Source organism: Streptomyces sp. NBC_01498, assembly GCF_036327775.1.
In the GTDB taxonomy this organism is placed as follows: Bacteria; Actinomycetota; Actinomycetes; order Streptomycetales; family Streptomycetaceae; genus Streptomyces.
The window spans coordinates 415,155-440,648 of the sequence record NZ_CP109598.1 but is presented as its reverse complement, the minus strand read 5'-3'; the positions used below and the strand labels follow the sequence as shown (position 1 = coordinate 440,648).

25 protein-coding genes are annotated in these 25,494 nt (G+C 72.5%); 21 read left to right on the top strand and 4 right to left on the bottom strand.

Annotation, left to right across the window (positions count from 1 at the left end; all coding sequences use genetic code 11):
- The first annotated feature begins 122 nt into the window (after positions 1-122).
- Positions 123-302: a DUF6480 family protein gene (locus OG875_RS01585; RefSeq protein ID WP_330172393.1), complete on the top strand. Its 180-nt coding sequence runs from the start codon at positions 123-125 to the stop codon at positions 300-302.
- Between the two features lie 84 nt (positions 303-386).
- Here the strand turns inward: OG875_RS01585 and OG875_RS01580 are convergent, their stop codons facing one another.
- Positions 387-1,931 carry a cryptochrome/photolyase family protein gene (locus tag OG875_RS01580; RefSeq protein ID WP_330172392.1) on the bottom strand — a complete coding sequence of 515 codons (1,545 nt, stop codon included), beginning with the start codon at positions 1,929-1,931 and terminating at the stop codon, positions 387-389.
- Between the two features lie 89 nt (positions 1,932-2,020).
- Entirely contained in the window at positions 2,021-2,125 is a 105-nt protein-coding gene (locus OG875_RS01575) for an LPFR motif small protein (RefSeq protein ID WP_330172391.1), read from the bottom strand.
- Between the two features lie 284 nt (positions 2,126-2,409).
- Here OG875_RS01575 and OG875_RS01570 point away from each other — a divergent pair, with 284 nt between their 5' ends.
- From OG875_RS01570 to OG875_RS01540, 7 genes are all read left to right on the top strand, one after another.
- A complete protein-coding gene (locus tag OG875_RS01570) occupies positions 2,410-2,871 on the top strand; it encodes an SRPBCC family protein (protein ID WP_330172390.1) in 462 nt (153 codons plus the stop codon).
- 51 nt (positions 2,872-2,922) lie between these two features.
- The gene (locus OG875_RS01565; RefSeq protein ID WP_330172389.1) at positions 2,923-4,560 is read left to right on the top strand and encodes a phytoene desaturase family protein; all 1,638 of its coding nucleotides are present in this window, start codon (positions 2,923-2,925) and stop codon (positions 4,558-4,560) included.
- Between the two features lie 176 nt (positions 4,561-4,736).
- Positions 4,737-5,006: a CDGSH iron-sulfur domain-containing protein gene (locus OG875_RS01560; protein ID WP_330172388.1), complete on the top strand. Its 270-nt coding sequence runs from the start codon at positions 4,737-4,739 to the stop codon at positions 5,004-5,006.
- Entirely contained in the window at positions 5,003-6,037 is a 1,035-nt protein-coding gene (locus OG875_RS01555; RefSeq protein WP_443079043.1) for an iron-containing redox enzyme family protein, read from the top strand. The genes OG875_RS01560 and OG875_RS01555 overlap by 4 nt, the downstream gene beginning before the upstream one ends.
- A 307-nt stretch (positions 6,038-6,344) precedes the next feature.
- Positions 6,345-7,484 (top strand): PQQ-dependent sugar dehydrogenase, encoded by a 1,140-nt coding sequence (locus OG875_RS01550; RefSeq protein ID WP_330172387.1) that lies wholly within the window; start codon positions 6,345-6,347, stop codon positions 7,482-7,484.
- A 153-nt stretch (positions 7,485-7,637) separates the two neighbouring features.
- On the top strand, positions 7,638-8,924 hold the full coding sequence (locus OG875_RS01545; protein WP_330172386.1) for an MFS transporter: 1,287 nt from the start codon (positions 7,638-7,640) through the stop codon (positions 8,922-8,924).
- Between the two features lie 213 nt (positions 8,925-9,137).
- Positions 9,138-9,686 (top strand): TetR/AcrR family transcriptional regulator, encoded by a 549-nt coding sequence (locus OG875_RS01540; RefSeq protein WP_330172385.1) that lies wholly within the window; start codon positions 9,138-9,140, stop codon positions 9,684-9,686.
- A gap of 113 nt (positions 9,687-9,799) precedes the next feature.
- Here the strand turns inward: OG875_RS01540 and OG875_RS01535 are convergent, their stop codons facing one another.
- A complete protein-coding gene (locus OG875_RS01535; protein WP_330172384.1) occupies positions 9,800-10,363 on the bottom strand; it encodes a TetR/AcrR family transcriptional regulator in 564 nt (187 codons plus the stop codon).
- A 188-nt stretch (positions 10,364-10,551) separates the two neighbouring features.
- On the opposite strand from OG875_RS01535, the gene OG875_RS01530 reads away from it, so the two are divergent.
- From OG875_RS01530 to OG875_RS01490, 9 genes are all read left to right on the top strand, one after another.
- Positions 10,552-11,502, top strand: coding sequence for an NmrA/HSCARG family protein (locus OG875_RS01530; RefSeq protein ID WP_330172383.1), 951 nt, complete (start codon positions 10,552-10,554; stop codon positions 11,500-11,502).
- 104 nt (positions 11,503-11,606) lie between these two features.
- Positions 11,607-11,780, top strand: coding sequence for a CsbD family protein (locus OG875_RS01525; RefSeq protein ID WP_330172382.1), 174 nt, complete (start codon positions 11,607-11,609; stop codon positions 11,778-11,780).
- Between the two features lie 88 nt (positions 11,781-11,868).
- On the top strand, positions 11,869-12,843 hold the full coding sequence (locus OG875_RS01520; protein WP_330172381.1) for a threo-3-hydroxy-L-aspartate ammonia-lyase: 975 nt from the start codon (positions 11,869-11,871) through the stop codon (positions 12,841-12,843).
- A 394-nt stretch (positions 12,844-13,237) separates the two neighbouring features.
- Positions 13,238-14,650, top strand: a complete 1,413-nt coding sequence (locus OG875_RS01515) for a family 2B encapsulin nanocompartment shell protein (RefSeq protein WP_330172380.1) — start codon at positions 13,238-13,240, stop codon at positions 14,648-14,650.
- Positions 14,643-15,881, top strand: a complete 1,239-nt coding sequence (locus OG875_RS01510) for a family 2 encapsulin nanocompartment cargo protein terpene cyclase (protein WP_330172379.1) — start codon at positions 14,643-14,645, stop codon at positions 15,879-15,881. Before OG875_RS01515 ends, OG875_RS01510 begins: the two co-directional genes overlap by 8 nt.
- 15 nt (positions 15,882-15,896) lie before the next feature.
- The gene (locus OG875_RS01505) at positions 15,897-16,775 is read left to right on the top strand and encodes a geranyl diphosphate 2-C-methyltransferase (protein WP_330172378.1); all 879 of its coding nucleotides are present in this window, start codon (positions 15,897-15,899) and stop codon (positions 16,773-16,775) included.
- Positions 16,776-17,191: 416 nt separating this feature from the next.
- Positions 17,192-18,097, top strand: coding sequence for a zinc metalloprotease HtpX (gene htpX / locus OG875_RS01500; protein ID WP_330172377.1), 906 nt, complete (start codon positions 17,192-17,194; stop codon positions 18,095-18,097).
- 31 nt (positions 18,098-18,128) lie between these two features.
- Positions 18,129-18,713, top strand: coding sequence for a PspA-associated protein PspAB (pspAB, locus tag OG875_RS01495; protein ID WP_330172376.1), 585 nt, complete (start codon positions 18,129-18,131; stop codon positions 18,711-18,713).
- Positions 18,714-18,907: 194 nt separating this feature from the next.
- Positions 18,908-21,133, top strand: a complete 2,226-nt coding sequence (locus tag OG875_RS01490) for a CASTOR/POLLUX-related putative ion channel (RefSeq protein WP_443079042.1) — start codon at positions 18,908-18,910, stop codon at positions 21,131-21,133.
- A gap of 58 nt (positions 21,134-21,191) precedes the next feature.
- Here OG875_RS01490 and OG875_RS01485 read toward each other — a convergent pair whose 3' ends face one another.
- Positions 21,192-21,383, bottom strand: a complete 192-nt coding sequence (locus OG875_RS01485; protein ID WP_330172375.1) for a hypothetical protein — start codon at positions 21,381-21,383, stop codon at positions 21,192-21,194.
- Between the two features lie 200 nt (positions 21,384-21,583).
- Here OG875_RS01485 and OG875_RS01480 point away from each other — a divergent pair, with 200 nt between their 5' ends.
- From OG875_RS01480 to OG875_RS01465, 4 genes are all read left to right on the top strand, one after another.
- On the top strand, positions 21,584-22,270 hold the full coding sequence (locus OG875_RS01480) for a TetR/AcrR family transcriptional regulator (protein WP_330172374.1): 687 nt from the start codon (positions 21,584-21,586) through the stop codon (positions 22,268-22,270).
- Between the two features lie 255 nt (positions 22,271-22,525).
- Complete coding sequence (locus tag OG875_RS01475; RefSeq protein WP_330172373.1) at positions 22,526-23,776, top strand: NAD(P)/FAD-dependent oxidoreductase; 1,251 nt, start codon at positions 22,526-22,528, stop codon at positions 23,774-23,776.
- A 201-nt stretch (positions 23,777-23,977) separates the two neighbouring features.
- Positions 23,978-25,207 carry a cytochrome P450 gene (locus OG875_RS01470; RefSeq protein ID WP_330172372.1) on the top strand — a complete coding sequence of 410 codons (1,230 nt, stop codon included), beginning with the start codon at positions 23,978-23,980 and terminating at the stop codon, positions 25,205-25,207.
- Between the two features lie 70 nt (positions 25,208-25,277).
- Positions 25,278-25,472, top strand: coding sequence for a ferredoxin (locus OG875_RS01465; protein WP_330172371.1), 195 nt, complete (start codon positions 25,278-25,280; stop codon positions 25,470-25,472).
- The last annotated feature ends 22 nt before the right edge of the window (positions 25,473-25,494 follow it).

Here is a 25,494-nt window from a genome sequence, read left to right as displayed (position 1 = left end):
GCTCCGAGCGTGCGGTGCCGGTGCGGTGCCGGGCCGGGTCCGGCCGGTGCGGCACCGGGAGAGGCGGGCGACCCGGCCGCCCAGCGCGTGCGCGATCCCGCCGGAGGCACCAGCCTGGAACCATGACCGATCCGCTCGTACCTCCTCAGGAGACCCCGCCGGCCGAGGGCTGCATCGCCGAGGCCCACGAGGAACGGCCGGACGGAGGCATCTGGGAGCACCCCGGCGTCTGGCTGGGGCTGATCCTGTTCGGTGCCGTGCTCGTCGCGGCCTTTCTCATCGGCCGGGTGATCGCCTTCTGACGCCGCCGGTCCGCGGGCCGCGTACCGCTCACCGCGCCTCCCCGACCGACTTCGCCCCGGCCCGCGCCTCCGACGCCGGGACCGTCAGGGAGGCGCGGCACCACGCCGCGCCGCGGCGTCGAGGAGTTCCGCCAGATCCTTGAGCCGGTCCAGGCCCGTGACGGCGCGGGCCGTGCGGTGGTTGGCGGCCAGCCGTGCCCGGTGGCGGTGCAGGAAGGCCCAGTAACCCGCCGTGTAGGGGCAGGCACGGTCGCCCGTACGCTCGGCCGGCCGATAGGCACAGGGCCCGCAGAGGTCGCTCATCCTGTGGATGTACGCGCCTCCGGAGGTGTAGGGCTTGGTGGTCATGAGGCCGCCGTCGGCGTACTGGGACATGCCGACGACGTTGGGGAGCATGACCCAGTCGTAGCCGTCGACGAAGCAGCGGTGGAACCAGTCGGTCACGGCCGCCGGGTCCCAGCCGTCCTGGAGCGCCCGGCTCCCCAGGACCATCAGGCGCGGGATGTGATGGGTCCACCCGGTGTCCCGTACCTGTGCGAGGACCGTGGACAGGCAGTTGGCGGTGACCGCGTCGGCGTCCAGATCGAGGAACCAGCCGGGCAGCGGCGCGGTGTGGCGCAGCGCGTTCCGCTGCCGGTAGTCCTCACCGAAGTGCCAGTAGAGCTGCCAGACGTACTCCCGCCAGCCGGCGATCTGCCGGACGAAGCCCTCGACGCTGTTGAGCGGCGCGTCACCGGCGCGCCACGCCCGTTCGGCCCGCTCGACGCACTCCGCCGGGTCGAGGAGCCCGAGATTGAGCGGCGCGGAGAGCAGACTGTGGCTGAGCGCGGGGTCGGCCGCGAGCATGGCGTCCTCGTAGCAGCCGAAGTCCGGCAGCCGGTGCCTGACGAAGTGGCGCAGCGCGGCCAGCGCCTCCCGGCGGGTGGCGGGAAACCGCCGTGGCCCGTCCCGGCCGACGAAGGAGACGTCGCCGTCACGCTCCCAGCGGTCGAGGTCGTGCCGGACCTCGGCGTCGATGTCGTCCTCGGAAGGTTCCCAGGGCCCCCGGACATCCAGGGTCGGGCTGCCGCGCGGTGGCGGCTCACGGTTCTCGTGGTCGAGGTTCCACTTCCCGCCCGCCGGTTCGTCCCCGTCCATCAGCAGACCGTGCCCCGCGCGGACCCAGCGGTAGAAGCTCTCCAGCCGCAGACTTCGCCCGGAGCCGCGCGCCGCCCACTCCTCGAAGTCCCCCTGGCCGACCAGGAAGCCCCGCGCCGGCAGGACCTCCACCCCGTCGAGCGCGCTCACGAAATCCAGCGCGGCGCGGGAGGTGGGGTGGCAGACGGTCAGCCCGGCCGTGCGGCGCGCCCCGGCCGGTGCGAGCCCCTCGGCCTGTTCGCGGGCCCGTTCAAGCCCCTCGGCGTACGTCTCCGCCCGGATGTAGCTGACCCGGTCGCCGAGTTCGGCGGCGCGGTGCCGCATCGCCGAGAGGACGAGGTGGGCCTTGGCCCGGTGGAAGCGGCGCCGCCGCAGTACCGAGCGTGCCTCGATCATGACGACCGGCGCCTGCGCGTCGGGACCGCCGTGCCGGGGATCGAGGAAACGCGGGCCGAGTTGGTCGCCGAAGAGCCAGTGCGTGCGTGGCGCCATGGGCCCGCCTCTCGTGCCGTCGGCCTCGTCGGTCGCGTCGTCCTCGTCGTCCTCGTCGGCCTCGTGGGCCTCGTGGGCCCGGCCGGTTCTCAGGCCCCGCCGAAGAGGCGGGAGAGAAGGCGGAAGGGCAGGGACACGACGGTGGCGACCGCGCCACCGACGGCCCGGAGAGCGTCTGCGATGGCCTGGAGCACTGAGTACCTCCCGGAAACAGATGGATGCGTACGTCGTCCGGCGCCGGCGGCCGGTTCAGGGTCGGCGGCCGGTCCAGAGGCGGTCACCGGTTCTGGGGGCGTTGACCGCGTCTCCAGCGTCCGCCCCGCGTGAACGTGCCGCCACCAGGGACGGGGACATCCGCCCCGTTGCCGGTCGGGCCGCGTGTTCCCCGTACGGCTGCCAGAGTGAGAAGCGGACCCACAGGCGCCGGGCACCGGGGACGGGCGCCTTTCGACAGGCCGTGACCAGGGTTGGAGGGCCGATGGCCGTACGACACCGACTGATCGAAGCGCCCGTGGAGGACGTGTGGGCGGTCCTCGCGGACGGCACGCGTTACGCCGAATGGGTGGTCGGCACGGCCGACTCGTACCCGCGCGAAGGTCAGTGGCCCGAGATCGGCGCCCGCATCACGTACACGGTCCGGCTGGGGCGGTGGTCGGCGTCGGGGACCACGGTCGTCCGGCGGAGCGAACCGCCTCGGGTGCTGGAACTGGAGGCGGACAGCGGCCCTCTCGGCACCGCGCGCATCGCCGTCGAGGTCCGCCCCTGGGGTGAGCACGCCCTGGTCGTCATCGACGAACACCCCCTGCGCGGACCGGGCGGGACCCTGCACAACACGGCCGTGGACGCCGTGATCCAACTGCGGCACCGCACCATGCTCGCCCGCCTGGCGGACGTCGTGGAGAACCCCCCGAGGCACACGCGCGCCCGACGGGCGGCGTGACCAGGGGGTGCGACAGGCGGCGACGAGAGCGATCAGAACCTGGAGGCGGCGATGCCGGATGCCGTGGTTGTCGGCGCGGGGCCCAACGGCCTGGTCGCGGCGAACGTGCTCGCCGACGCCGGCTGGAGCGTCGAGGTCCTGGAGGCCCAGCGGGAGCCCGGGGGAGCGGTCCGCAGTGACCGGGGCCTGCACCCCGACTACGTGAGCGACCTCTTCAGCTCCTTCTATCCGCTGGCGGCGGCCTCCCCGGTGCTGGCGGAGCTGGAACTCGGGCGCCACGGCCTCCGCTGGAGCCACGCGCCACGCGTTCTCGCCCACCCGCTGCCGGACGGCCGGTGCGCGGTGCTCGAACGCGGCGCCGCCAGCACGGCGGCCGGCCTGGACGCCTTCGCGGCGGGCGACGGAGCGGCCTGGCTCGAACTGTCCACCGTCTGGGACCGCCTGGGTCCCGACATCCTCGGCGCGCTGTTCACCCCGTTCCCGCCCCTACGGTCCGGCGCGCGTCTCGCCGCCCGGCTGCGGGGCGCCGGAGGGCTGCGGCTGGCCCGGACCCTGATTCAGCCGGTACGGCGCCTGGGCGAGGAGCGGTTCGGCGGCGAGGCCGGGCGGCTGCTCCTCGCGGGCAACGCGCTCCACGCCGACCTCGGACCGGAGGCCGCGGGGAGCGGCGGCTTCGGCTGGCTGATGTCCATGCTCGGGCAGAGCGTCGGCTTTCCCGTGCCGGTCGGCGGGGCGGGCGCGCTGACGGCATCCCTCGTCCGGCGTCTGGAGCGGCTCGGGGGCCGGGTCCGCTGCGGCGAGCGCGTGACGCGGATCGTCGTACGGGACGGGCGGGCCGTCGGCGTACGTACGGCGGGCGGCGACAGCGTCCCGGCCTCCCGCGCCGTACTCGCCGACGTGTCCGCGCCCGCGCTGTACGGCGAACTGGTCGACCCGGCCCGGCTGCCCGGACGGCTGCTGGACGACCTGCGCCGCTTCCAGTGGGACTTCGCCACCTTCAAGGTCGACTGGGCGCTCTCCGGCCCGGTGCCCTGGGCGGCGCCGGAGGCCGCCACGGCGGGCACCGTGCATCTCGCCGACGGCGTCGACGGCCTCACACGTTTCGCCGCGCAGCTCGCCACCGGGCATGTGCCCGAGCGTCCCTTCCTCCTTCTCGGCCAGATGACCACGGCCGACGGCACCCGCTCCCCGGCGGGCACCGAATCGGCGTGGGCGTACACGCACGTCCCGCACCGGATCAAGGGCGACGCGGGCCGGGAGGGCCTGACGGGGCTCTGGGACCGGCGCGAGCAGGAGGTGATGGCGGCCCGGATGGAGGAGGAGGTGGAACGCTGGGCGCCCGGTTTCCGCTCCCGTATCAGAACCCGCCGTCTCCTCGCGCCGCCCACCCTCCAGGCCCTGGACGCCAACCTGCGCGGCGGCGCCGTCAACGGCGGTACGGCCGCCATTCACCAGCAGCTGGTGTTCCGCCCGACGCCGGGAGCCGGACGGGCGGAGACCCCGGTCAAGGGCCTGTACCTCGCCTCGGCCTCCGCCCACCCCGGCGGTGGTGTGCACGGCGCGCCCGGCGCCAACGCCGCCCGCGCCGCACTGCGCGGGCACGGCGATCACCGTCTCCGCCGGCTCGCTCTCCCCCGGCGCGGGCGGGCCTCGCGGCCCGCGCCGCCGCATGGCGGGGACGGCGCATGACCCCCGTGGGGCGCGCCTGCCGCGCCGTGCCCACCGCCCGCGCCGGTCCGCGAGGCGGCGGCGAGCCCGGCGTACTCGGCTTCGGCCGCCCGTGCCCCGGCCCGGCGCGCCCGGTGACGACAAGGAAGGGCGGGTGATGGTCCGTGTCGAACGCGTCCGATGACAGGCCCCGCCGTGTGACGCCGACCCGGGACGGGCCGTTCCTGGTCGACGGCCCCGTGGAGGTGGTCCTCGACGACGGGACCACGGTGAGGTCGGACCGGTTCACGGTGGCCCTGTGCGCGTGCCGCCGCAGCCGTACGTACCCGTGGTGCGACACCAGCCACCGCCGCAGGGTCAGGGAGCCCGCCGACCGCCCGTCGGCGACGCACGACGAACGCGGTGAGCGGAGTGAGCGGGGCGAACGCGGCGACCCCGCCGGGCCGAGCGAGGAGGCCGAGGAGTGACGACGCGACACACGACGCGACAGGCCCCCGCCCCCTCACCGGCCGACCCGGCTCTGCCGGACGGCCGTGGCGACCTCAGCCACGGAGTCGTACGCGCTCTGCGCGACCGGCCCGGTGATCGGAGCGCTCTGCCGCCGGACGGCACGGCCGACGCGGCGGATCCGTACGGGGACGATCTGCACCTCGCGCTCTACGTCTGTTACGAGCTCCACTACCGGGGCTTCCGCGACGTCGACCCCGCCCGGGAGTGGGACCCCGCGCTGCTCGGGCTGCGGGCCGCCCTGGAACGCCGCTTCCTCGCCGCGCTGCGCGAGGACACCCGGGCCCAACCGCCGGGCGCCGACGAGGCGTTGGCGGTACTTCTGGTCGAGCCGGTCGGCGGCGCGGGGCTCTCCCACCATCTGCGGGACGCCGGAGAGCTGTGGCAGCTCCGCGAGTACGCGGCGCAGCGCTCGCTCTACCACCTCAAGGAGGCCGATCCGCACCTCTGGGTGATCCCGCGCCTGCGCGGGCGGGCGAAGGCGGCCATGGTCGCGGTCGAGTACGACGAGTACGGCGCCGGCCGGGCGGACCGGATGCACTCGCGGCTCTTCGCCGACCTCATGACGGACCTGGGACTCGACACGACGTACGGCCGGTATCTCGACGTGGCGACGGCCGAGATGCTGGCGAGCGTCAATCTGATGTCGATGTTCGGGCTGCACCGGGCGCTGCGTGGCGCGCTGGTGGGACACTTCGCCGCCCTGGAGGTCACCTCCTCGCCGTCCTCGCGCCGCCTGGTCCGGGCGATGCGCCGGACCGGTGCGGGCGAGGCGGCCGAGCACTTCTACGCGGAGCACGTCGAGGCCGACGCCGTCCATGAACAGGTGGCCCGCCGGGACGTGGTCGGCGGGCTGCTGGCGGACGAGCCCTGGCTCGAGAAGGACGTGGCCTTCGGCGTCAACGCCACGGAGATGCTGGACGCACGGCTGGTGGAGAAGACGCTCACCGCCTGGCGGGCGGGCCGCAGCAGCCTGCGCGCGCCGCTCTGACCCGGGGCCGCCCGTCCGGCCCTGTCTCGTCCGGCCCTGTCTCGTCCAGCCCCGTCCGTCCAGCCCCGTCCGTCCGGCCCGAAGGCGGGGACAGCCGGGCCGGAGGGATGACGGCTTCAGGGGAGACAGCGGGAAAGGGCGGCTATTGGTCTAGGCCAGGCCGCTCCGTCCCTGTAGCCTCATGCGTGGCCAGCGGCACTCAATCCCCCCCACCCCGGTTGTGTGTTGGCGCGGGCGAAGCCCCAGTACGACCCTGCGCCAGGCAGCCGGGCGGGTTCCCCCCATCCGCCGCCTCCAGGAGGTCACGGTGAAAACTCGTACCAGAAGCACGGCCGTCATCGGCGCCATCTGCCTCATCGGTTCACTCGCCCTGGGTTCGGCATACGCCGACCAGCCCGCCGACCCGCCCCGGGCGGCGGCGGACGTCGTGCTCACGGAAGTGGCCACGGCCACCAACCCCATCGCCGGTGCCGCCGGACCGGGCGACACGGTCTGGATCGCCGAACGCGCGGGCACCGTAAGGGTCCTGGGCGACCAGGGCCTCGGCGCGCCCGTCCTCGACATATCCGACGAGACGACCACCGACGGCGAACGCGGCCTGCTGGGCGTCGCGTTCGACAACGAACTCGAACACTTCTACATCTCTTTCACGGATCTTGAAGGCACCAGCACCATCGACGAGTTCGCGGTGCGGGACGGCGCCCTCCAGCCGGAGACGCGGCGTACGGTCCTGACCCAGACGCAGCCGTACGAGAACCACAACGGCGGCGACATCAAGTTCGGGCCGGACGGATATCTCTACATCGCCTTCGGTGACGGTGGCGCGGGCGGCGACCCGCACGGCAACGGGCAGAACCTCGACACCCTGCTCGGCAAGATCCTCCGCATCGACCCGACCGGTGGCGAGCCGTACGCCGTCCCGGCCGACAACCCGTTCGTGGCCGACCCGAACGCCAGGGACGAGATCTGGTCGTACGGGCTCCGCAACCCCTGGCGCTTCTCCTTCGACTCGGCCAACGGCGACATGCTCATCGGCGACGTCGGCCAGAGCGACTGGGAAGAGATCGACTGGGCCTCCGGGGCGAGCGCGGGTGGCGAGAACTACGGCTGGTCCTCCATGGAGGGCACCCACCCGTTCCGGGGCGGCACCGAGCCCGCGAACCACACGCCTCCGGTGTTCGAGTACGACCGCACCGGCCTCGGCTGCTCGGTGACCGGCGGCTACGTCTACCGGGGCGACGCGATCCCGGCCCTCCAAGGGCAGTACGTGTTCAGCGACTACTGCGACGGCACCGTCCGCACACTCCAGATCGCGAACGGCGAGGTGACCGGCCAGGGCGACCTGGGGGTCAGCGGCGGCGAGGCCATCTCCTTCGTGCAGGACGGCGACGGCGAGCTCTACGTGCTCGGCATCGGCGGCGCCATCTCCCGTATCGACCCCGCGTAATCAGCACCGGAGTGTGACCTCGGGCCCGGAGCCGGACGACCGGCACCGGGCCCGAGGTCGTGCCCCACCGTCGCCTGCCCCACTTCCTCAGGTCCGGCGCTCGTCCACAGGGAGGAGTGTACGTTCGTACGCTCTCCTTGTAGGCTCCCGCCCATGACCGTCGACGCGATACGCCTGCCCACCCACGCCGAACGCCGGGCGCGCGCGGCTGTCGCCGTGCTGTTCTTCACCAACGGGGCGCTGTTCGCCAACCTCCTGCCGCGTTTCCCGCAGATCAAGACGGATCTCGGCATCGGGAACGCCGCGTACGGACTGGCCCTCGTGGCCTTTCCGGCCGGCGCCGTCGCGGCGGGCCCGGCGGCCGGGGCGCTCGTCCGGCGGCTGGGGTCGGCGCGCGTCGCGGTCGCCGGCACCCTGCTGACCGGCCTCGGAGTTCTCGCCGCCGGACTGGCGGGATCCGTGGCGCTGTTCGCGGCGGCCCTGTTCCTGGCGGGAGCGATGGACGCCCTCACCGATGTCGGGCAGAACGCCCACGGCCTGCGTGTCCAGCGCCGCTACGGTCGCTCCCTCATCAACTCGTTCCACGCGATCTGGTCCGTCGGCGCCGTGACCGGGGGATCGATGGCGGCCGGGGCGATCGCGCTCGGCCTGCCCCAGGGGCAGCACCTGCTGATCTCGGCGGTGCTGTTCGGGATCGCCGCCTGCGTCGCCCTGCGGTTCTGCCTGTCCGGGCCCGACACCGATCCGGACGCGGCGCGGACGGACGATGTGACGACGGACGGCGCGAAGGCGGGCGGTGCGGATACGGACGCGGCGAGGACGGACAGCGCGGACGGCGGTGACCGGGGGCGGGCCGCGTGGCCGGGGGACCGTGACTCCGCGCGTCTGCGCGGCGCTTACGTACTGGCGGCCCTCGTCCTCATCGCCGCGTCCGGTGCCCTTGTCGAGGACGCGGGCAGTTCCTGGGCCGCGCTCTATCTCGCCGACTCGCTGCACGCCTCGGCGACCCTGGCGGCCTCCGGCTACATCGCCCTGGTCGGGGCCCAGTTCGTCGGCCGTGTCATCGGTGACCGGATGGTCGACCGGTTCGGCCGGCGTACGGTCGCACGCTCCGGCGGCGTCGTCGTCGCGATCGGCATGGGACTCGCCCTCGCCGTACCCACCACTAGCGGGACGATCCTGGGCTTCGCCGCCGCCGGATTCGGCGTGGCGACCCTCGTGCCCGCGGCGATGCACGAGGCCGACGAACTGCCCGGTCTCAAGCCCGGATCGGGCCTCACGATCGTCTCCTGGCTGATGCGACTGGGCTTCCTGCTCTCCCCGCCGGTCGTCGGGCTGGTCGCCGACGAGTCGGGTCTTCGGGTGGGCCTGCTGGTCGTACCCCTGGCCGGGGTCCTGGTGATCCTGTCGGCGGGGGTGCTGCGGCCTCGACGCCCGTGAGCCGTCCCGCCGGCCGGTGCGCGTCGACCCTCGACTTTCCGCCGACCTCCTGAGGAGGCCGCATGGGGAGGGAGAGGGAGAAGCGCCGGTACGGAGGAACTCCCCGGTGTACGTTCGCGTCTATGCCGATGGACTTCCCCGGGCCCGGCCCGCGCAGGCGACCGATCGTACGACCCGGCGCCCGCCCGGCCCGTACCCTCTGAGCGCGCCGCCATGGCCACCGGACACACCGACCCGCAGCGCCGCGAACGCATCATCGCCGCCACGCTCGACCTCATCGCCGAAGAGGGCCTCGCCCGTGTCTCCCACCGGAAGATCGCCGCGCGGGCCGAGGTGCCCCTGGGCTCGATGACCTACCACTTCGGCGGGATCGACGAGCTGCTGCGCGAAGCCTTCGGCCGTTTCACCGGCCATATCGTCGCGGTCTTCGACGCGTACCTCTCCGCCCCGGCCGACCGCGACCAGGCCCGGGAAGCCGTGGCCGACCTCGTGCACGTCCTGTCCGAGGGACCCCAGCGCGACCTCGTCCTCACGCAGGAGCTGTACACCCTCGCCGCCCGGCGCCCGGAGTACCGCGAACTCACCCACGAGTGGATGCGCCGCAGCCGCGTCCACCTGGAGAAACACTTCGACCCGGACACCGCCCGCCAACTCGACGCCCTCATCGAGGGCTTGGCCCTGCACCGCGCCCTGGCCCGCGAACCGCACGGCCGGGAGCTGACGTTGGAGGCGATCACGCGCATCACCACGACCGACGGGTGAACGGCGGGCGGGTGAACGGCGTGCGCGTGAACGGCAGACGGGTGATCGACGGACGCACGACGCACGGACGCACGACCCGCGGGTGAACGACCCCCGGTTCGCGGGGTCCTCGCTCACCTCCGCGGGCTGATGCCCGCCACCGTCAGGCCGAGCAGCCGGTGCGCCTCCGCCTCGGGATCGGGGTGGTGCTCCGTGGCCAGGGCGATGCCCGTGACCAGCGTGACCAGGTCGGCGACGGTCACGTCCGCCCGCACGGCACCGGCCCGCGCGGCGCGTTCCAGCAGTGGTTCGACCGCCCCGCAGAGCTTCTCGGAACACGCGTTCACGCGCTCCGGGCCGCCGACCGCGCCGTCCTGGACCAGCGCGTCCGCCATGCCCCGCGCGGACGCGGCGTACGAGGTGAGCGCGCCCAGCCACTCCAGCAGCGCGGCCCGCGGATCGGCCGCGCCGGTCAAGGCGCGCGCACGGCCGCACAGCGCCTCGATCCGCTCGCCGAACACCGCCTCCAGCAGCGCGCGCCGCCCCGGGAAGTGCCGCCGTACGGTCGCCGATCCCACCCCCGCCGTACGGGCGATCTGCTCCAGCGAGGCGTCGGCGCCGCGCGCGGCCACCTCGGCCTCGGCGACGGCGAGGATCCGTGCGTAGTTACGACGCGCGTCCGCGCGCTGGACGGTCATGGCGTCCTCTCCGAATTGTCGAGTGGCCGACGTGCCGGGTAGGCCGGGCCTGCCGAGGTGCCCGAGCGATACGAGCTTGCTAAGTGGCGGGGCCCTCCGTATCGTACCCGAACGTAAGTGGCGGCCCCCGCCACTTAGGGCCCGTGGTCTGCGCCGGGCCCTGGCCGCGAGTCATCACCGAGGACCTCATGACGTCAGAATCAGCGCCCCCGAACCCGACCCCGACCCCGCTCCCACCCGCCTCCGCGCCCGTCCTCGTCGTCGGCGCCACCGGACAGCAGGGGGGCGCCACCGCCCGCGCCCTGCTCGCGTCCGGTATCCCGGTCCGGGCGCTGGTCCGCGACCCGGCGAGCGCCAGGGCGAAGGCCGTGGCGGTGCTCGGCGCCGAGCTGGTCACCGGGGACCTCGACGACCGCGACTCCCTGAAACGGGCCGCAGAAGGGGCCCGCGCCGTCTTCTCGGTCCAGATGCCCGATGTGGGCGGGCGTGCCTTCGAGGGCGAGGTCGCCCAGGCCGTGAACCTGATCGAGGGAGCGAAGGCGGCGGGCGTGCCGCAGTTCGTGCACACCTCGGTCTCCGGCGCCGGACAGCACACCGACTGGGTCAGGGGCGACTGGGCCTGGATGGATCCGTACTACTCCGCGAAGAGCGAGATCCAGGACCGGGTACGCGACGCGGGCTTCACGCACTGGACGCTCATCAAGCCCGGCTACTTCATGGAGAACCTCCGCCCCGCCGCCGGGATCGTCTTCCCGCGCGGGGTCGAGGGCGGTCTGGTCACCCTCCTGAAGCCCGGCACCCGGCTGTCTCTCGTCGCCGTCGGCGACATCGGCGTGGCCGCGGCGGCTGCCGTGGCCGCACCTGAGCGGTTCCACCGGGTCGAGATCGAACTGGCGAGCGATCTTCTGGCGATGACGGACATCGCCCGGATCCTCTCCGCCCGTCTGGGCGCCGACCTGACCGCGCCCGACCTGACCGGCGAGGAAGCCGTCGCCGCGGGGATGCCCGACATGGGCTTCGGCCAGGCCGCCCTCAACGACTTCCCGCAGCCGGCCCGCCCGGAATTCGCCCGCGCGCTCGGTGTCCCGCTCACGACCTTCGAGGAGTGGGCGCGCGAGCACCTGCGGGCGACGGTCTGAGGGTCCCGTCGGACGAGGCGGGAGCAGGTGTCGTGTTTGAGCCGCGCGTCGGCGGTTATCAGACGGGTGTCCCTGAAGTCGATCGCAGCAGGATGTGAGTGATCATGGCTGCCAATGAGAAGACGCGGGCCAAGACCGAGCAGGCCAAGGGCAGGGCGAAGGAAGCCGCCGGCCGCACCGTGGGCAACGAGCGTCTGACCGCCGAGGGCCGCGCCGAGCAGGCCAAGGGCGACGCGCGCCAGGCCAAGGAGAAGACGAAGGACACCTTCAAGCACTGACACCGCCTCCGCCGTCCCCCGGACGGCGCGGCGACCGCGGCCCGGCACACTGTGCCGGGCCGCACGCCTGTCCGGAAGGAAGCCGCAGATGCCTCAGTCGCCGACCTATGACGACGTCCAGGACGCCGCCGCGCGTATCGCGCCGTACGCCCACCGCACCCCGGTGCTCCGCTCGCGCCTGATCGACGAGCGACTCGGCTGCGAGGTGGTGTTCAAGTGCGAGAACTTCCAGCGCATGGGCGCCTTCAAGTTCCGTGGCGCGTACCACGCCCTGTCGCGGTTCACTCCCGAACAGCGGCGTGCCGGAGTGGTCGCCTACTCCTCGGGCAACCACGCACAGGCCGTGGCGCTGTCCGCCCGGCTCCTGGACATACCGGCCACGATCGTGATGCCGCACGACGCGCCCGCCGCGAAGGTCGCCGCGACCCAGGGGTACGGAGGACAGGTCGTCCCGTACGACCGTTATACGGAGGATCGCGAGGAGATCGGCCGCGCGCTGGCCGACGCCCGCGGTCTCACGCTGATCCCGCCCTACGACCACCCGTGGGTGATCGCCGGGCAGGGCACCGCGGCCAAGGAGCTGTTCGAGGAAGTGGGCGACCTCGACGCCCTGTTCGTACCGCTCGGCGGCGGTGGACTGCTGTCCGGTACGGCCCTGTCCACGAAGGCGCTGTCGCCGGGCTGCCGTCTGTACGGAGTCGAACCGGAGTCCGGGGACAAGGGCCGGAGGTCCGTGCGCGAGGGGGCCGTCGTGCACATTGACACCCCGAGGACCATCGCCGACGGCGCGCAGACCCAGCACCTGGGCGCCTGGACGTTCGACATCATCCGCCGTGACGTCACGGACTTCCACACTGCCGGCGACGCCGAACTGGTCGCGGCGATGCGGAGTTTCGCCACCTTCATGAAGATCGTGGTGGAGCCGACGGGATGCCTCGGCTTCGCCGCCGCCCGCGATCTGGCCGGTCAACTGCGTGGACGGCGCGTCGGTGTGATCGTCAGCGGCGGCAACATCGACCTCGACCGCTATGCCTCGCTCCTGTCCTCCGGGCCGTCCGCCTGACGGGGAGACGGGTCACGGCAGCACCGAGGAAAGACGCCCGAGCGGGGCGGCCCGGAGAAGCGATTCTCCGGACCGCCCCGCTCGGGCGTTTCCCCGGACCGCGCGCGTCCGTGTTCGACTCATCAATCGAACAAATCGCACACCATCTGCCGAGCAGATAAACCTCATGCGCAACAAGATCGCCGGATCGAGTTAACTCACCAGCCGTTTCAGGCGAGTTGGGCCCACCCGCCGTTAGCGTTCCCATGGATCTGGACGCCTTGCCCGTGATTCGCCCTTTTGCTCTTGTCCACAGTCCGTCCTTGTTCTTGGTCCCTGCTCCGTCCTTCCTCACCCGTTCCACCGGTTGGCGCGTGTACGCCGATCACCGCCGTGGCAAAGGAGAACCCGCCCGATGACCGTCGACACCAGCCCGGAAGCACAGCCGGAATCGCCCCCGCAGTCCAGCCTTGGCACCGCGGCTGCCCGCAATCTCGCCACCACCACCAAGTCCGCCCCGCAGATGCAGGAGATCACCTCCCGCTGGCTGCTGCGGACGCTTCCCTGGGTCGAGACCAAGGGCGGCGCCTTCCGGGTGAACCGGCGGCTGACCTACACCGTGGGCGACGGACGCGTGGACTTCGTCCAGGACGGCGCCGATGTCCGCGTCATCCCCCGCGAGCTGGGTGAACTGGCCCTGCTGCACGGCTTCGACGACGTCGAGGTGCTGACCGCGCTCGCCGACCGCTGTGTCCAGCGCGACTTCCGCGCGGGCGAGCCCCTGGTCGAGCGCGGTACGCCCGCCGAGCACATCCATCTGATCGCCCACGGCCGGGTGAACCGGACGACCGTCGGTCCCTACGGTGACGAGGTCTCCCTCGCCGTCCTCGCCGACGGCGACCGGTTCGGCGACGAGGCCCTGCTGGACGACGACGTGCGCTGGGACTACACCGCGACCGCCGCGACCGACGGCGTTCTGCTCACCCTCTCCCGCTCCGACTTCGCCGCCGTGCAGTCCTCCGCCCCGCAACTCAGGGCCCACGTCGAGCGGTTCCGCGCACTGCCCCTCCAGCGGCAGAACCGGCACGGCGAGGCCGAGATCGCGATGTCGTCCGGCCACACCGGTGAGGTCGCCCTCCCTGGCGCCTTCGTGGACTACGAACTGAAGCCCCGCGAATACGAACTCTCCGTCGCACAGACCGTGCTGCGCGTCCACACCAGGGTCGCGGACCTCTACAACGGCCCGATGAACCAGACCGAGGAGCAACTCAGGCTCACCATCGAGGCGTTGCGGGAGCGGCAGGAGTACGAGCTGGTCAACAACCGGGAGTTCGGCCTGCTCCACAACGCCGACTTCAAGCAGCGCCTCCAGCCGCACTCCGGCCCGCCCACCCCGGACGACCTCGACGAGCTGCTCTCCCGCCGGCGCGGCACCAAGGTCTTCCTGGCCCACCCCAGGGCGATCGCGGCCATCGGGCGTGAGCTCAACCGCCGGGGCCTCTACCCGAACCATGTCGACCTCGGCGGCCAGCAGGTCCCGGCCTGGCGCGGTGTCCCGATCCTGCCCTGCGGCAAGATCCCCGTCACCAAGGAGAACACCACCTCCATCATCGCCATGCGCACCGGCCAGGAGGAGCAGGGCGTCGTCGGTCTGCGCCAGACCGGGCTGCCCGACGAGTTCGAACCCGGCCTGTCGGTGCGCTTCATGGGCATCAGCGAGCAGGCGATCATCTCGTACCTGGTGACCACGTACTACTCCGCCGCCGTCCTGGTGCCCGACGCGCTGGGCGTGCTGGAGAACGTGCAGATCGCCCGCACCCGTGACTGAGGTGCTCGGGCGGTCCTCGCCGCCCGGCCCCCGGCCGTCGGTGCTCCCGTCGGGGCCGTCCGTGGCGGCGGCCTTCGCCGGGGTACGCGACCGGGCCGCCGCCGACGTGGTGACGCCGCCGGGTCCCGCCCCGGGGCGGGTGCTCGGCGGCCCCACCGGGCTCGGTACGGCGGGTCTGCGTCCCGGCCGCCGTACGGAGCCCGCCGTGCCGTCGGCGCCGCCCGCGCCGCCGGAGTCCGGCAAACCGGCGAAGGGCAGTCCCGTCCCGGGCCTCTACCACCATCCGGTGGCGGAGCCCGACCCGGTCAGGGTGGAAGAGGTCGGGAGCCGTATCCGGGTCTGGGCGGTGGACGACGTCCAGGCGGTGCCCCCCGAGTGGGAGGACCAGTTCGACGGCTTCTCCGTGGGCCGCTACATGGTCGCCTGCCACCCGGACGCCCCCACCGTCGACCATCTGATGATCGCCACCCGGCTGATGGTCGCCGAGAACGCGCTGGACGACTGCTACTGCGAGGACCACGGCGGCTCACCCGTCGGCCTCGGCGGACGCCTGCTGCTGGCGCACACGGCCCTGGATCCGCTGCACACGACGAAGGAGTACGAGCCCGAGTGGGCCCGCTCGCTCCACGCGGACGCGCCCCGGCGTGCCTACCGCTCCGCCATGGAGTACTTCGTCCGGCAGGCCACCGACTCGCAGGCCGACCGGTACCGGCACGACATGGCCCGGCTGCACCTGGGCTACCTCGCCGAGGCCGCGTGGGCCGAGACGGATCACGTACCGGAGGTGTGGGAGTACCTGGCGATGCGCCAGTTCAACAACTTCCGCCCCTGTCCCACGATCACCGACACCGTCGGCGGCTACGAACTGCCCGCCGATCTGCACGCGCTGCCCGCCATGCAGCGGGTCGTCGCGCTCGCCTCCAACGCCACCACCATCGTGAACGACCTCTACTCGTACACGAAGGAACTCGACAGCCCCGGCCGGCATCTGAACCTGCCCGTGGTCATCGCCGACCGGGACGGAGTCTCCGACCGGGACGCCTATCTGAAGGCGGTCGAGGTCCACAACGACCTCATGCACGACTTCGAGGCCGAGGCCGCCGCCCTGGCGGCCGACTGTCCCGTCCCGAACGTGCTGCGTTTCCTCCGCGGCGTGGCGGCCTGGGTCGACGGCAACCACTACTGGCACCAGACCAACACCTACCGATACAGCCTGCCCGACTTCTGGTAAGGAGTTCTTTTCACTGTGACCAGCACCCAGCTCACCTCCGGCACCTCCGTGTACATCCCCGGGCCGGCTTCGCCCTACCAGGGAGACATCGCCCGGTACTGGGACGGGGAGGCCAGGCCCGTGAACCTGCGCCTCGGTGACGTCGACGGGCTGTACCACCACCACTACGGCATCGGCGACGTCGACCACGCCGCGCTCGGGGACACCGGCGACAGCGGCTACGAGAAGCGGCTCATCGCCGAACTCCACCGGCTGGAGTCGGCGCAGGCCGAAGTCCTCCTGGACCACCTCGGCTCCGTCGGCCGCGACGACACCCTCGTGGACGCCGGCTGCGGCCGGGGCGGTTCGATGGTCATGGCGCACCAGCGGTTCGGCTGCGACGTCGAGGGCGTCACCCTCTCGGCCAAACAGGCCGAGTTCGCCAACGGGCGCGCCCGGGAACTCGGCATCGAGGACCATGTCCGGGCCCGCGTCCGCAACATGCTCGACATGCCCTTCGAGAAGGGCCACGCGACCGGCTCCTGGAACAACGAGTCCAGCATGTACGTCGACCTGGACGACCTCTTCGCGGAACACTCGCGCATCCTGGCCGTCGGCGGCCGGTACGTCACGATCACCGGCTGCTGGAACCCGCGCTACGGCCAGCCCTCGAAGTGGGTGTCCCAGATCAACGCGCACTTCGAGTGCAACATCCACTCCCGCCGGGAGTATCTGAAGGCGATGGCCGACAACCGCCTCGTACCGCAGACCATCGTCGACCTGACCGCCGAGACCCTGCCCTACTGGGAGCTGCGGGCGACGTCGTCACTGGTCACCGGCATCGAGGAGGCGTTCATCAACTCGTACAAGGACGGTTCCTTCCAGTACCTGCTGATCGCGGCCGACCGGGTCTGATCCGCCCTCCGGCCGAGGCCGCCGCCCGGCCCCCGCGGACGCATCTCGTACGCGAGCACGAATCGCGCGACGACCGCGGGGGCGCGGACCGGCACGGATCGCCGCTGCTGTGATGCGCGGGGTGCGGCGCGCCGGCGCCGACCGGGTCCGGACGGTCGCTCGCCGGCGTCCGCTCGCCGGCGTGACCCGGACTCCGGGCACGGTACGGGTCTCGGGCCGGACGGCCGCAGGTACGGCCCCCGGAGCACGGCGGCGACGGCACGTCCGCGCGCCGGCCGTTCCTCACCCGCCCGGCGCTCCGACCGTCACCGCCTGTGGTGGCCATGTCACCGCTCCGTCGCCGTACGCCCCCTTTGCTCCGTTTTGCTCGGATGAGGTGGAAAATGGAGGGAGGCGACATCTGACGGAGGCGAGCGATGACACGAACCCGCTACACGAAGGACCGCGGACTGACCACGCGCATGGTGACCACCCTGTTCCTGATCGGCCTGCTCTACGTGGTCCTGCTCGGTGTGCTTCTCGCGGTGCTCGGCAAGTTCTGGCCGGTGATCCTGATCCTCGTCGGCGCGCTCTTCGTCGGGCAGTTCTGGTTCAGCGACAAGATCGCCGCCTTCGGCATGGGCGCGCACGAGGTCACCCCCGAACAGGCGCCCGCACTCCACGGCGCCGTCGACCGTATCTGCGCGCTCGCCGACATGCCGAAGCCCAAGGTGGCGATCTCCGACAGCGACATACCCAACGCCTTCGCCACCGGCCGCAGCGAACGCAGCGCACTCGTGTGCGCCACCACCGGCCTGCTCCGCAGACTGGAACCCGAGGAACTCGAAGGCGTCCTCGCCCACGAGATGTCCCACGTGGCCCACCGCGACGTCGCGGTCATGACCATCGCCTCGTTCCTGGGCGTCCTCGCCGGCGTGCTGACCCGGATCGCGCTCTACAGCGGACTGGCCAGAAGCGCCCGCAACTCCGGACCCGTCGGACTCGCGATCCTGATCATCCCCCTGGTCAGCGCCGTGGTGTACGCCATCGGCTTCCTGCTCACCCGGCTGCTCTCCCGCTACCGCGAACTCTCCGCCGACCGCACGGCCGCGCTGCTCACCGGACGGCCCTCGGCACTCGCGTCGGCACTGACCAAGGTCGACGGTCAGATGGCGCGCATCCCGACGCGTGACCTGCGGAAGGCGGAGCCGTACAACGCCTTCTACTTCGTCCCGGCCTTCTCCTCCGGCGAGAGCCTGGGGCGGCTGCTCGCCTCCCACCCGACCTTGGAGCAGCGGCTCGACCAGCTGGCCCGGATCTCCGCCGACCTCGCCCGTCCGTGAGTCGGTCCTTCACCCCTGAGGAGCTGGTCCCGTGGGTCTTCTCGACACCATCCTCGGCCGGAGCAAACCGGTCCGCCCCGATCTCGACCAGCTGTTCGCCCTCCCCGCCGCCGCGCTCACCCTCCAGGCCGGAGCCGGTTACACACCCACCGGCTTCGGCTCGGTCTGTTTCGCCGGTGTCGAGGGGGGCGGTTTCGCCCAGGTCAGACAGGACGTACGGGAACTGCTCGACGCGGACGTACGTCAGGACGGCCACCCCGTGGAGTTCAGCCGGGACTCGTACGGCTACACCTGGCTGCTCGCCCGCCAGGACCCCGGCGACACGGCCTCGCTGGTCAACGATCTGCACGCGGTCAACACGCTCCTCCAGGAGGCCGGATTCGGCCCCCAGCTCCTCTGCTCACTGATCAGTTTCCGCGACGCGGAACAACGGCCGCTCGCCCTCGTCTACCTCTACAAGCGCGGCACCTTCTACCCCTTCGCACCGCTGCCCGGCACCGCCGAGAAGCGGGACAGCCAGCGTGAACTCCAGGTCAGAGCCGTCATCGGCGACGATCTCCGGATCGAGACCGACCTCGCCCGCTGGTTCCCGGTCTGGGGCGCACCCGGACTCTGACCGCCCTCCGGCCCCGGCCGGGCCGGTGTGCCCCGCGCCTGAGCAGACCCGGCCGCGTTCCCGAACGGGTGAATCGACTCGCGATTTCGGCGTGTCCCGCCGCCGTAAGCAGCACTGTGCGGATGCGGGAGCGCGTCGGCGCCGTACCCGCCGCGCAGGCACAAGTGCACGGGGCACGAGGGGGAGGGGCGGGAGTGGCAGAAGCGAAGGTGCGACGTCCGGTCTCGTGGCGGGACCGGGCGAGTTACCGGTTCGACCGGACGCTGGCCCGCAGCACCGGCACGCTGATGGGCTGGCTGGTGATCACCTGCCTGGCCGTCGTCGTCCCGGTCAGCATGCTGCTGGTGTGGACCGACCCCGGCTCACCGAGGTCCCTGTCGGGCAGGCTGACGGCCGCCTGGCGGACCAGCGCCGAGACACTGCGGCTGGGCGCGATGACCGGCACACCGCTGCGCATGCTGCTGTCCGCCCTGCTCGGGCTGGTGGCTCTGCTGTGCGTGTCGACCCTCGTCGGCGTGATCACCACGAGTCTGGCCGAGCGGATGGCGGAGCTGAGCCGTGGGCGGTCGACGGTCCTGGAGCAGGGCCATGTGGTGCTGCTCGGCTGGTCGGACCAGGTGACCACGGTGGTGAGGGAGCTGATCGCCGCCCAGACCCCGCACCGGCCCCGGGCCATCGTCCTGCTCGCCGACCGGGACAAGACCGAGATGGAACGGGCGCTGGCCGCCCAGGTCGGCCCCGCCGCGCGCACCCGGCTCATCTGCCGTAGCGGCCCCGCGAGCGACCCGGCCGTTCTCGCACTCGTCGGCCCGGGGACGGCGAGCACCGTCCTGGTGCTGCCGTCCGGTGAACCGGGGGCGGACGCCGAGATCCTGCGGATCCTCCTCGCGCTGCGCGCGGTCGTCGGCGGCGCGCCGGACGCCCCTCCGGTACTCGCGGCGGTGCGGGACGACCGGTACCGGGCGGCGGCCCGGCTGGCGGCCGGACCGCGCGGCACGGTCCTGGAGACCGACACGGTCACGGCCCGGCTCATCGCCCAGTGCGTGGGCAGGCCCGGCCTCTCCCTCGTCCTGCGGGACCTGCTCGACTTCGCGGGCGACGAGTTCCACCTCGCCGACGCGACCGCCTTCCACGGCGCTTCCTTCGGCGCGGCGCTGCTGGGCCACGCCGACTCCTGCGTGGTCGGACTGCTCACCCCGGAGGGGCGTACGGTGCTCAATCCGCCCGCCGACACGGTTCTCGGGACGGGGAGCCGGCTGATCGTCGTCACCCACGACGAGACCTCGGCGCGGCGGCAGGACTGCCGGCCTCTCGTGGACCCGTCGGCCCTCGCCGGGGACCGCCCGCCGCCGGAGGCCCCCGCGCGGCTGCTGGTGCTGGGCTGGAACCGGCGGGCGCCCCTGGTGGTCGAGCAGTTACGGCGTACGGCCCGGCCGGGCTCCACCCTCGACGTGGTCATGGACAGGGCCGTACCGGGACCGAGGGAGCCTCAGCCGGCCGACACGGGGGAACGGCTCGGTGCGGCGGGGGAAGGCGTCGCGGGGGAGGGGGAGGCCGATCGGCTGACCGTACGGTTCCGTTCCGCCGCCCTGTCCCGGCCCGAGACCCTGCTCGGGCTCGACCTCACTCCGTACGACGGACTCGTGGTCCTCGGCCCGGACCCCGACGACGGCCCGGACCGCCCCGACGACTGGACACTGGTCACCCTGCTGGCCCTGCGGCTGCTCGAAGAACACACCGGAGGACGGGAGTTGTGCGTGGTCAGCGAACTGACCGACGACCGCAACCGGCCGCTGGCACCCGTCGCCCCCGGCTCCGACGTCATCGTCAGCGGGCAGCTGACCGGACTGCTGATGGCGCAGATAGCGCAGAACCGCCATCTGGCGGCCGTGTTCGACGAGTTGTTCTCCCCCGACGGCAGCACGATCTCGCTGCGGCCCGCCGGGACGTACATCCGTCCGGGCGTCGAGGCGACCTTCGCCACCGTCGTGGCCGCCGCGCGCGACCGGGGCGAGTGCGCCATCGGTTACCGCCGCCACGACCGGTGGACGACGGCCCCCGACCACGGGGTCCGGCTCAACCCCCACAAGGGGGAGCGGCGGGTGTGGCACGCCCTGGACCAGGTGGTCGTCATCACAACCGAGCACACGGAGCGCGCACAACTCACGGAGCGCGCACAACGCACGGAGCGCACGGAACGCACGGAGCAAACGGAAATCATGGAACGCACGGCGCCGACCGACTGCGCGGAGCATGCCGACCGGACCGGGCAGGCCGACCGCACCGAGTTCACCGAGTCGACCGATCCGACCGAGCCGGTCGAACAGGCCCGACAGCGGAAGCGGCCTGTCGCGACGGCCGACACAGCGGAGGGGCCGGGGCGCCCCGGTTCCCTCCTCGGTCCGCCCGACGGACCCTGAACGGCCGTCGGCCTCCCATGTATCCACGGGAGGCCGACGACAGCGTGCGAAGGACAGCTCAGATGTTGTCGCCGAAGACGACAATCGTGTTGAAGCTGTTCTTGATCCAGGTGGAGACGAACTCGCTGTTCACACCGTAGTTGCCGCCGTGGGGGCCGCTGCCCGGCGTCATGGCGGTGGCGGCACCCGCGCCGCCGAGGAGGGTGACGGCGGCGAGAGCGGTGGCGGCGACTGCTGTGCGGATGCGCATGGGGTTCTCTTTCTACGGGTACTGCGGGGACGGTCGGACTCTGCACCCATAGACGCCGGGAGCCCCCGATAATCCCGTCGCCCGAGAGACCACTCCGATGCCGGGCACGGTCGGGCGGCGATATTAAGTCAGTCGCTTGCCTTAGTGGGCGGGCGGCGGTTAACTGATCGCGTACTCGAAGCCGACCACGAGGATCTGTGATGGGTGACCCCGCGCGACGTGCCGGTCCGCTCGTGACCGAGCGAGGCAGGAACGGCCGGGGCGAACGCTCCGACGCGACACGCGAGTTGATCCTCGCGACGGCGGAGCGGCTGTTCGCCGAGCACGGTGTGTTCGCGGTCTCCAACCGGCAGGTGAGCGAGGCGGCCGGACAGGGCAACAACGCCGCCGTCGGCTACCACTTCGGCACGAAGACCGATCTCGTGCGGGCCATCGCCCGCAAACACGCGGAGGCGCTCGAACAGCTCCGCCGCCGGATGGTGGCCGGGATCGGCGAGACTCCCGGCGTACGGGACTGGGTGGCCTGTCTCGTACGCCCGGTCACCGACCATCTCGCCGAACTGGGCAGCCCCACCTGGTACGCCCGGTTCGCCGCACAGGCGATGACCGACCCCGCCCTGCGCGAGGTCATGGTCCAGGAATCACGCACCGCGCCGTCGCTGCACCGGATCATCGAGGGCCTCGACGTCTGCCTGCCGGACCAGCCGGCCGATGTACGGGCCGATCGCGCCGACATGGCCCGACAGCTGATGACGCACGTCTGCGCCGAGCGGGAACGGTCGCTCGCGCTCGGTGCCGACACCCCCCGATCGAACTGGCAGGACACCGGTACGGGCCTGATCGACGCGATCGTCGGGCTCTGGCTGGCCCCCGTCACCCGGCCCTGACCTCCTCCTCTCCCCTCCCCGCAGCTCCCGTCCTGATCCCTCCTCACCTCGTCCCCGCACGGCGACGACCCGACCTGCCCACGAGCGGACGACCGTCCGGCCCCCTCCTCGGGACCCGCCCCACGGCCCCCGCATGCTCCACGGCTCGCACCCGCACCGAGCCCACCGAGCCCGCCCGCGCCCGCGACACCCGCGGCAGAGGCCCCGCACGACCCCCACGTTCCCTGCCGAACCGCAGACGGAGGAGTTCCCACCATGAGAGCAACGGTCGACCGGTCGTCGCACACGACGGCGGGTGAGCCCGCCGACGTGCTCGTGATCGGCGCGTCCGCCGCCGGGCTGACCACGGTGGAGGCGTTACGACGCCAGGGCTTCACCGGCCCGGTGACGGTGCTCGGCGCCGAGAAACACCCCCCGTACGACCGGCCGCCGCTGTCGAAGCAGGTGCTCGCCGGTGTCTGGGAGCCCGAACGGGCCCAGCTGCGCCCGGAGAAGGCGCTGTCGGCCCTCGGCGCCGAGTTCGTCCTCGGCGACCCGGCGGCGGGCCTGGACGCGGCGGCCCGCACGGTGCACACCGCCTCCGGCCGCACGCTGCGCGCCGACGCGATCGTGGTGGCCACCGGCACGCGTCCCCGTACCCTGCCCGGCCAGGAAGCGTTGGCCGGGGTCCACTACCTGCGGACCCTCGACGACGCGCTCGCGCTGCGCGCCGGACTGTCGCGCAGCACACGCCCCGTGGTCGTCGGCGACGGCGTCCTCGGCGCGGAGATCGCCGCGACCGCCCGCACCATGGGCCTGGACGTCACCCTGGCAGGACCCCAGCACGCGCCGATGGCGAGCCAACTCGGCCACGGCGTGGCCGACCTGCTCGCACTCCTGCACACCGGACGCGGCGTCGGAACCCGGCCGGGCGCCGGCGTACGCGGGCTGACCAGCAGCGCGGGCACCGTCACCGGCGTGGCTCTCGACAACGGTGAGGTGCTGCCCGCGGACCTCGTCGTGGTGGCGATCGGCGTCGTCCCGGTCACCGACTGGCTCCAGGACAGCGGGCTGCGGATCGACAACGGCGTGGTCTGCGACTCCCGTTGCCGGGCGGCCGAGGGTGTGTACGCCGTCGGGGACGTGGCGCGCTGGCACCACGACGGGCTCGGCCGGCTGCTGCGGCTGGAGAACCGGACCAACGCCGGCGAGCAGGCGATGACCGTCGCGGCCAACATCCTGGGCGCGGACCGCGCGTACACGCCCGTGCCGTACTTCTGGACCGACCAGTTCGAGACGAAGATCCAGGTGCACGGCGCCGTGCCCGCCGGTGCCGGCGCCGAGATGACCGTGGTGGAGGGCGACCCGGCGACCGGACGGTTCGTCGCGCGCTACCGCCACGAGGGCCGGGTCACCGGCGTACTCGGCTGGAACATGCCCAAGCAGACCCGGCTGCGCCGCCAGGAGGTCGTCGACGCGCTCGCCGCCGGACGACCGGACCCGGCAGCCTCCGGGGCCCCGCGCTGACCGCACCGCACCGCTGACCGCACCGCGGCGTCCCGGGACGTCCCGGGACGTCCCGGGACGTGCGAGCGACCGGGGCCCGGCCACCCCAGGGGCACCACCACCCCCACGGCCCCCGTGCTGACCTCACCACCGCATCGCCGCACCCACGGCACCGCCCCCAGGTGCCCCATCCCCCACAACCAACCCCCCTTTGGAGCGGACATGTCCACCACCGTGAAACCCGCCGGCGACACCCCGGAAGCCATACCGGCCTTCCCGATGGACCGGGCGCCCGGCTGCCCCTTCGACCCTCCGCCGACCGCGGTCGCCCAGCAGAGGACCGCCCCGCTCACCAAGGTCCGGATGTGGGACGACAGCACCCCCTGGCTGGTCACCCGGTACGCCGAACAGCGCGCCCTGCTCGCCGACCCACGGGTCAGCGCCGACATCACCCGGCCCGGCTACCCGCTCCAGACCCCGCTCCCGCCCGACGGCGCCGGAGTCAGCTTCATCCTGAAGGACGACCCCGAACACGCCCGGCTGCGGCGCATGGTGACGGCCCCCTTCGCGATCAAGCGGGTGGCGGCGCTGCGTCCCGCCGTCCAGAAGATCGTGGACGATCTGATCGACGACCTGCTCGCCGGTCCGAAACCGGTCGACCTGGTGGAGACGTTCGCGCTGCCGCTGCCCTCGCTGGTGATCTGCGAACTGCTCGGCGTCCCCTACGGCGACCACGACTTCTTCCAGGACAACAGCAAGGTCGTCATCAGGCGCGACGCGGCACCCGAGGAACGCATCGCCGCCCAGCGGCAGTTGTTCGGCTATCTCGACGACCTCATGGGCCGGAAACTGGCAGCCCCGGCCGACGATCTGCTGTCCGGTCTGGCCGGGCGGGTGACGGCGGGGGAGCTGACCCGGAAGGAAGCGGCCCAGATGGGCGTGCTCCTGCTGATCGCCGGACACGAGACCACCGCCAACATGATCGCGCTCGGTACGCTCGCGCTGCTCGAACACCCCGACCAGCTCGCGCTGCTGCGTGACTCCGACGATCCGAAGCTGGTCTCCTCGGCCGTCGAGGAACTGCTGCGCTATCTCAACATCGTCCACAACGGGCGCCGCCGGGTCGCCCTCGAAGACATCGAGATCGGGGGCCGGCTCGTCCGCGCGGGCGACGGCCTGATCATGGCCAACGACATCGGCAACCGGGACCCCGACGTCTTCCCCGACCCCGACCGCCTCGACATCGAGCGCGACGCCCGGCACCACGTGGCGTTCGGCTTCGGGGTCCACCAGTGCCTCGGCCAGCCCCTGGCCCGGCTGGAACTCCAGATCGTCTACAGCACCCTCTACCGGCGTGTTCCCACCCTGCGGCTCGCGGGCGCCATCGAGGACGTCCCGTTCAAGCACGACGGCAGCGTGTACGGCGTCTACGAGCTGCCCGTCACCTGGTGACCGCCCCCCGCCGCCCGCCCCTGCCACCCACCGATCGCCCGTTTCCCGTCCCCCCGCCCAAGGAGCCCTCATGAAGATCACCCTCGACCAGGACAGGTGCGTCGCGTCCGGGCAGTGCGTGGTCGCCGCCGCCGACGTGTTCGACCAGCGTGACGAGGACGGCATCGCCGTCCTGCTCAACGCCGCGCCCCCGGCCGACCAGGCCGACGACACCCGCCACGCCGCGTCCGTCTGCCCGGCGCTGGCCATCCACATCGAGGAATGAACCGAGAAGTGAACCGAGAAGT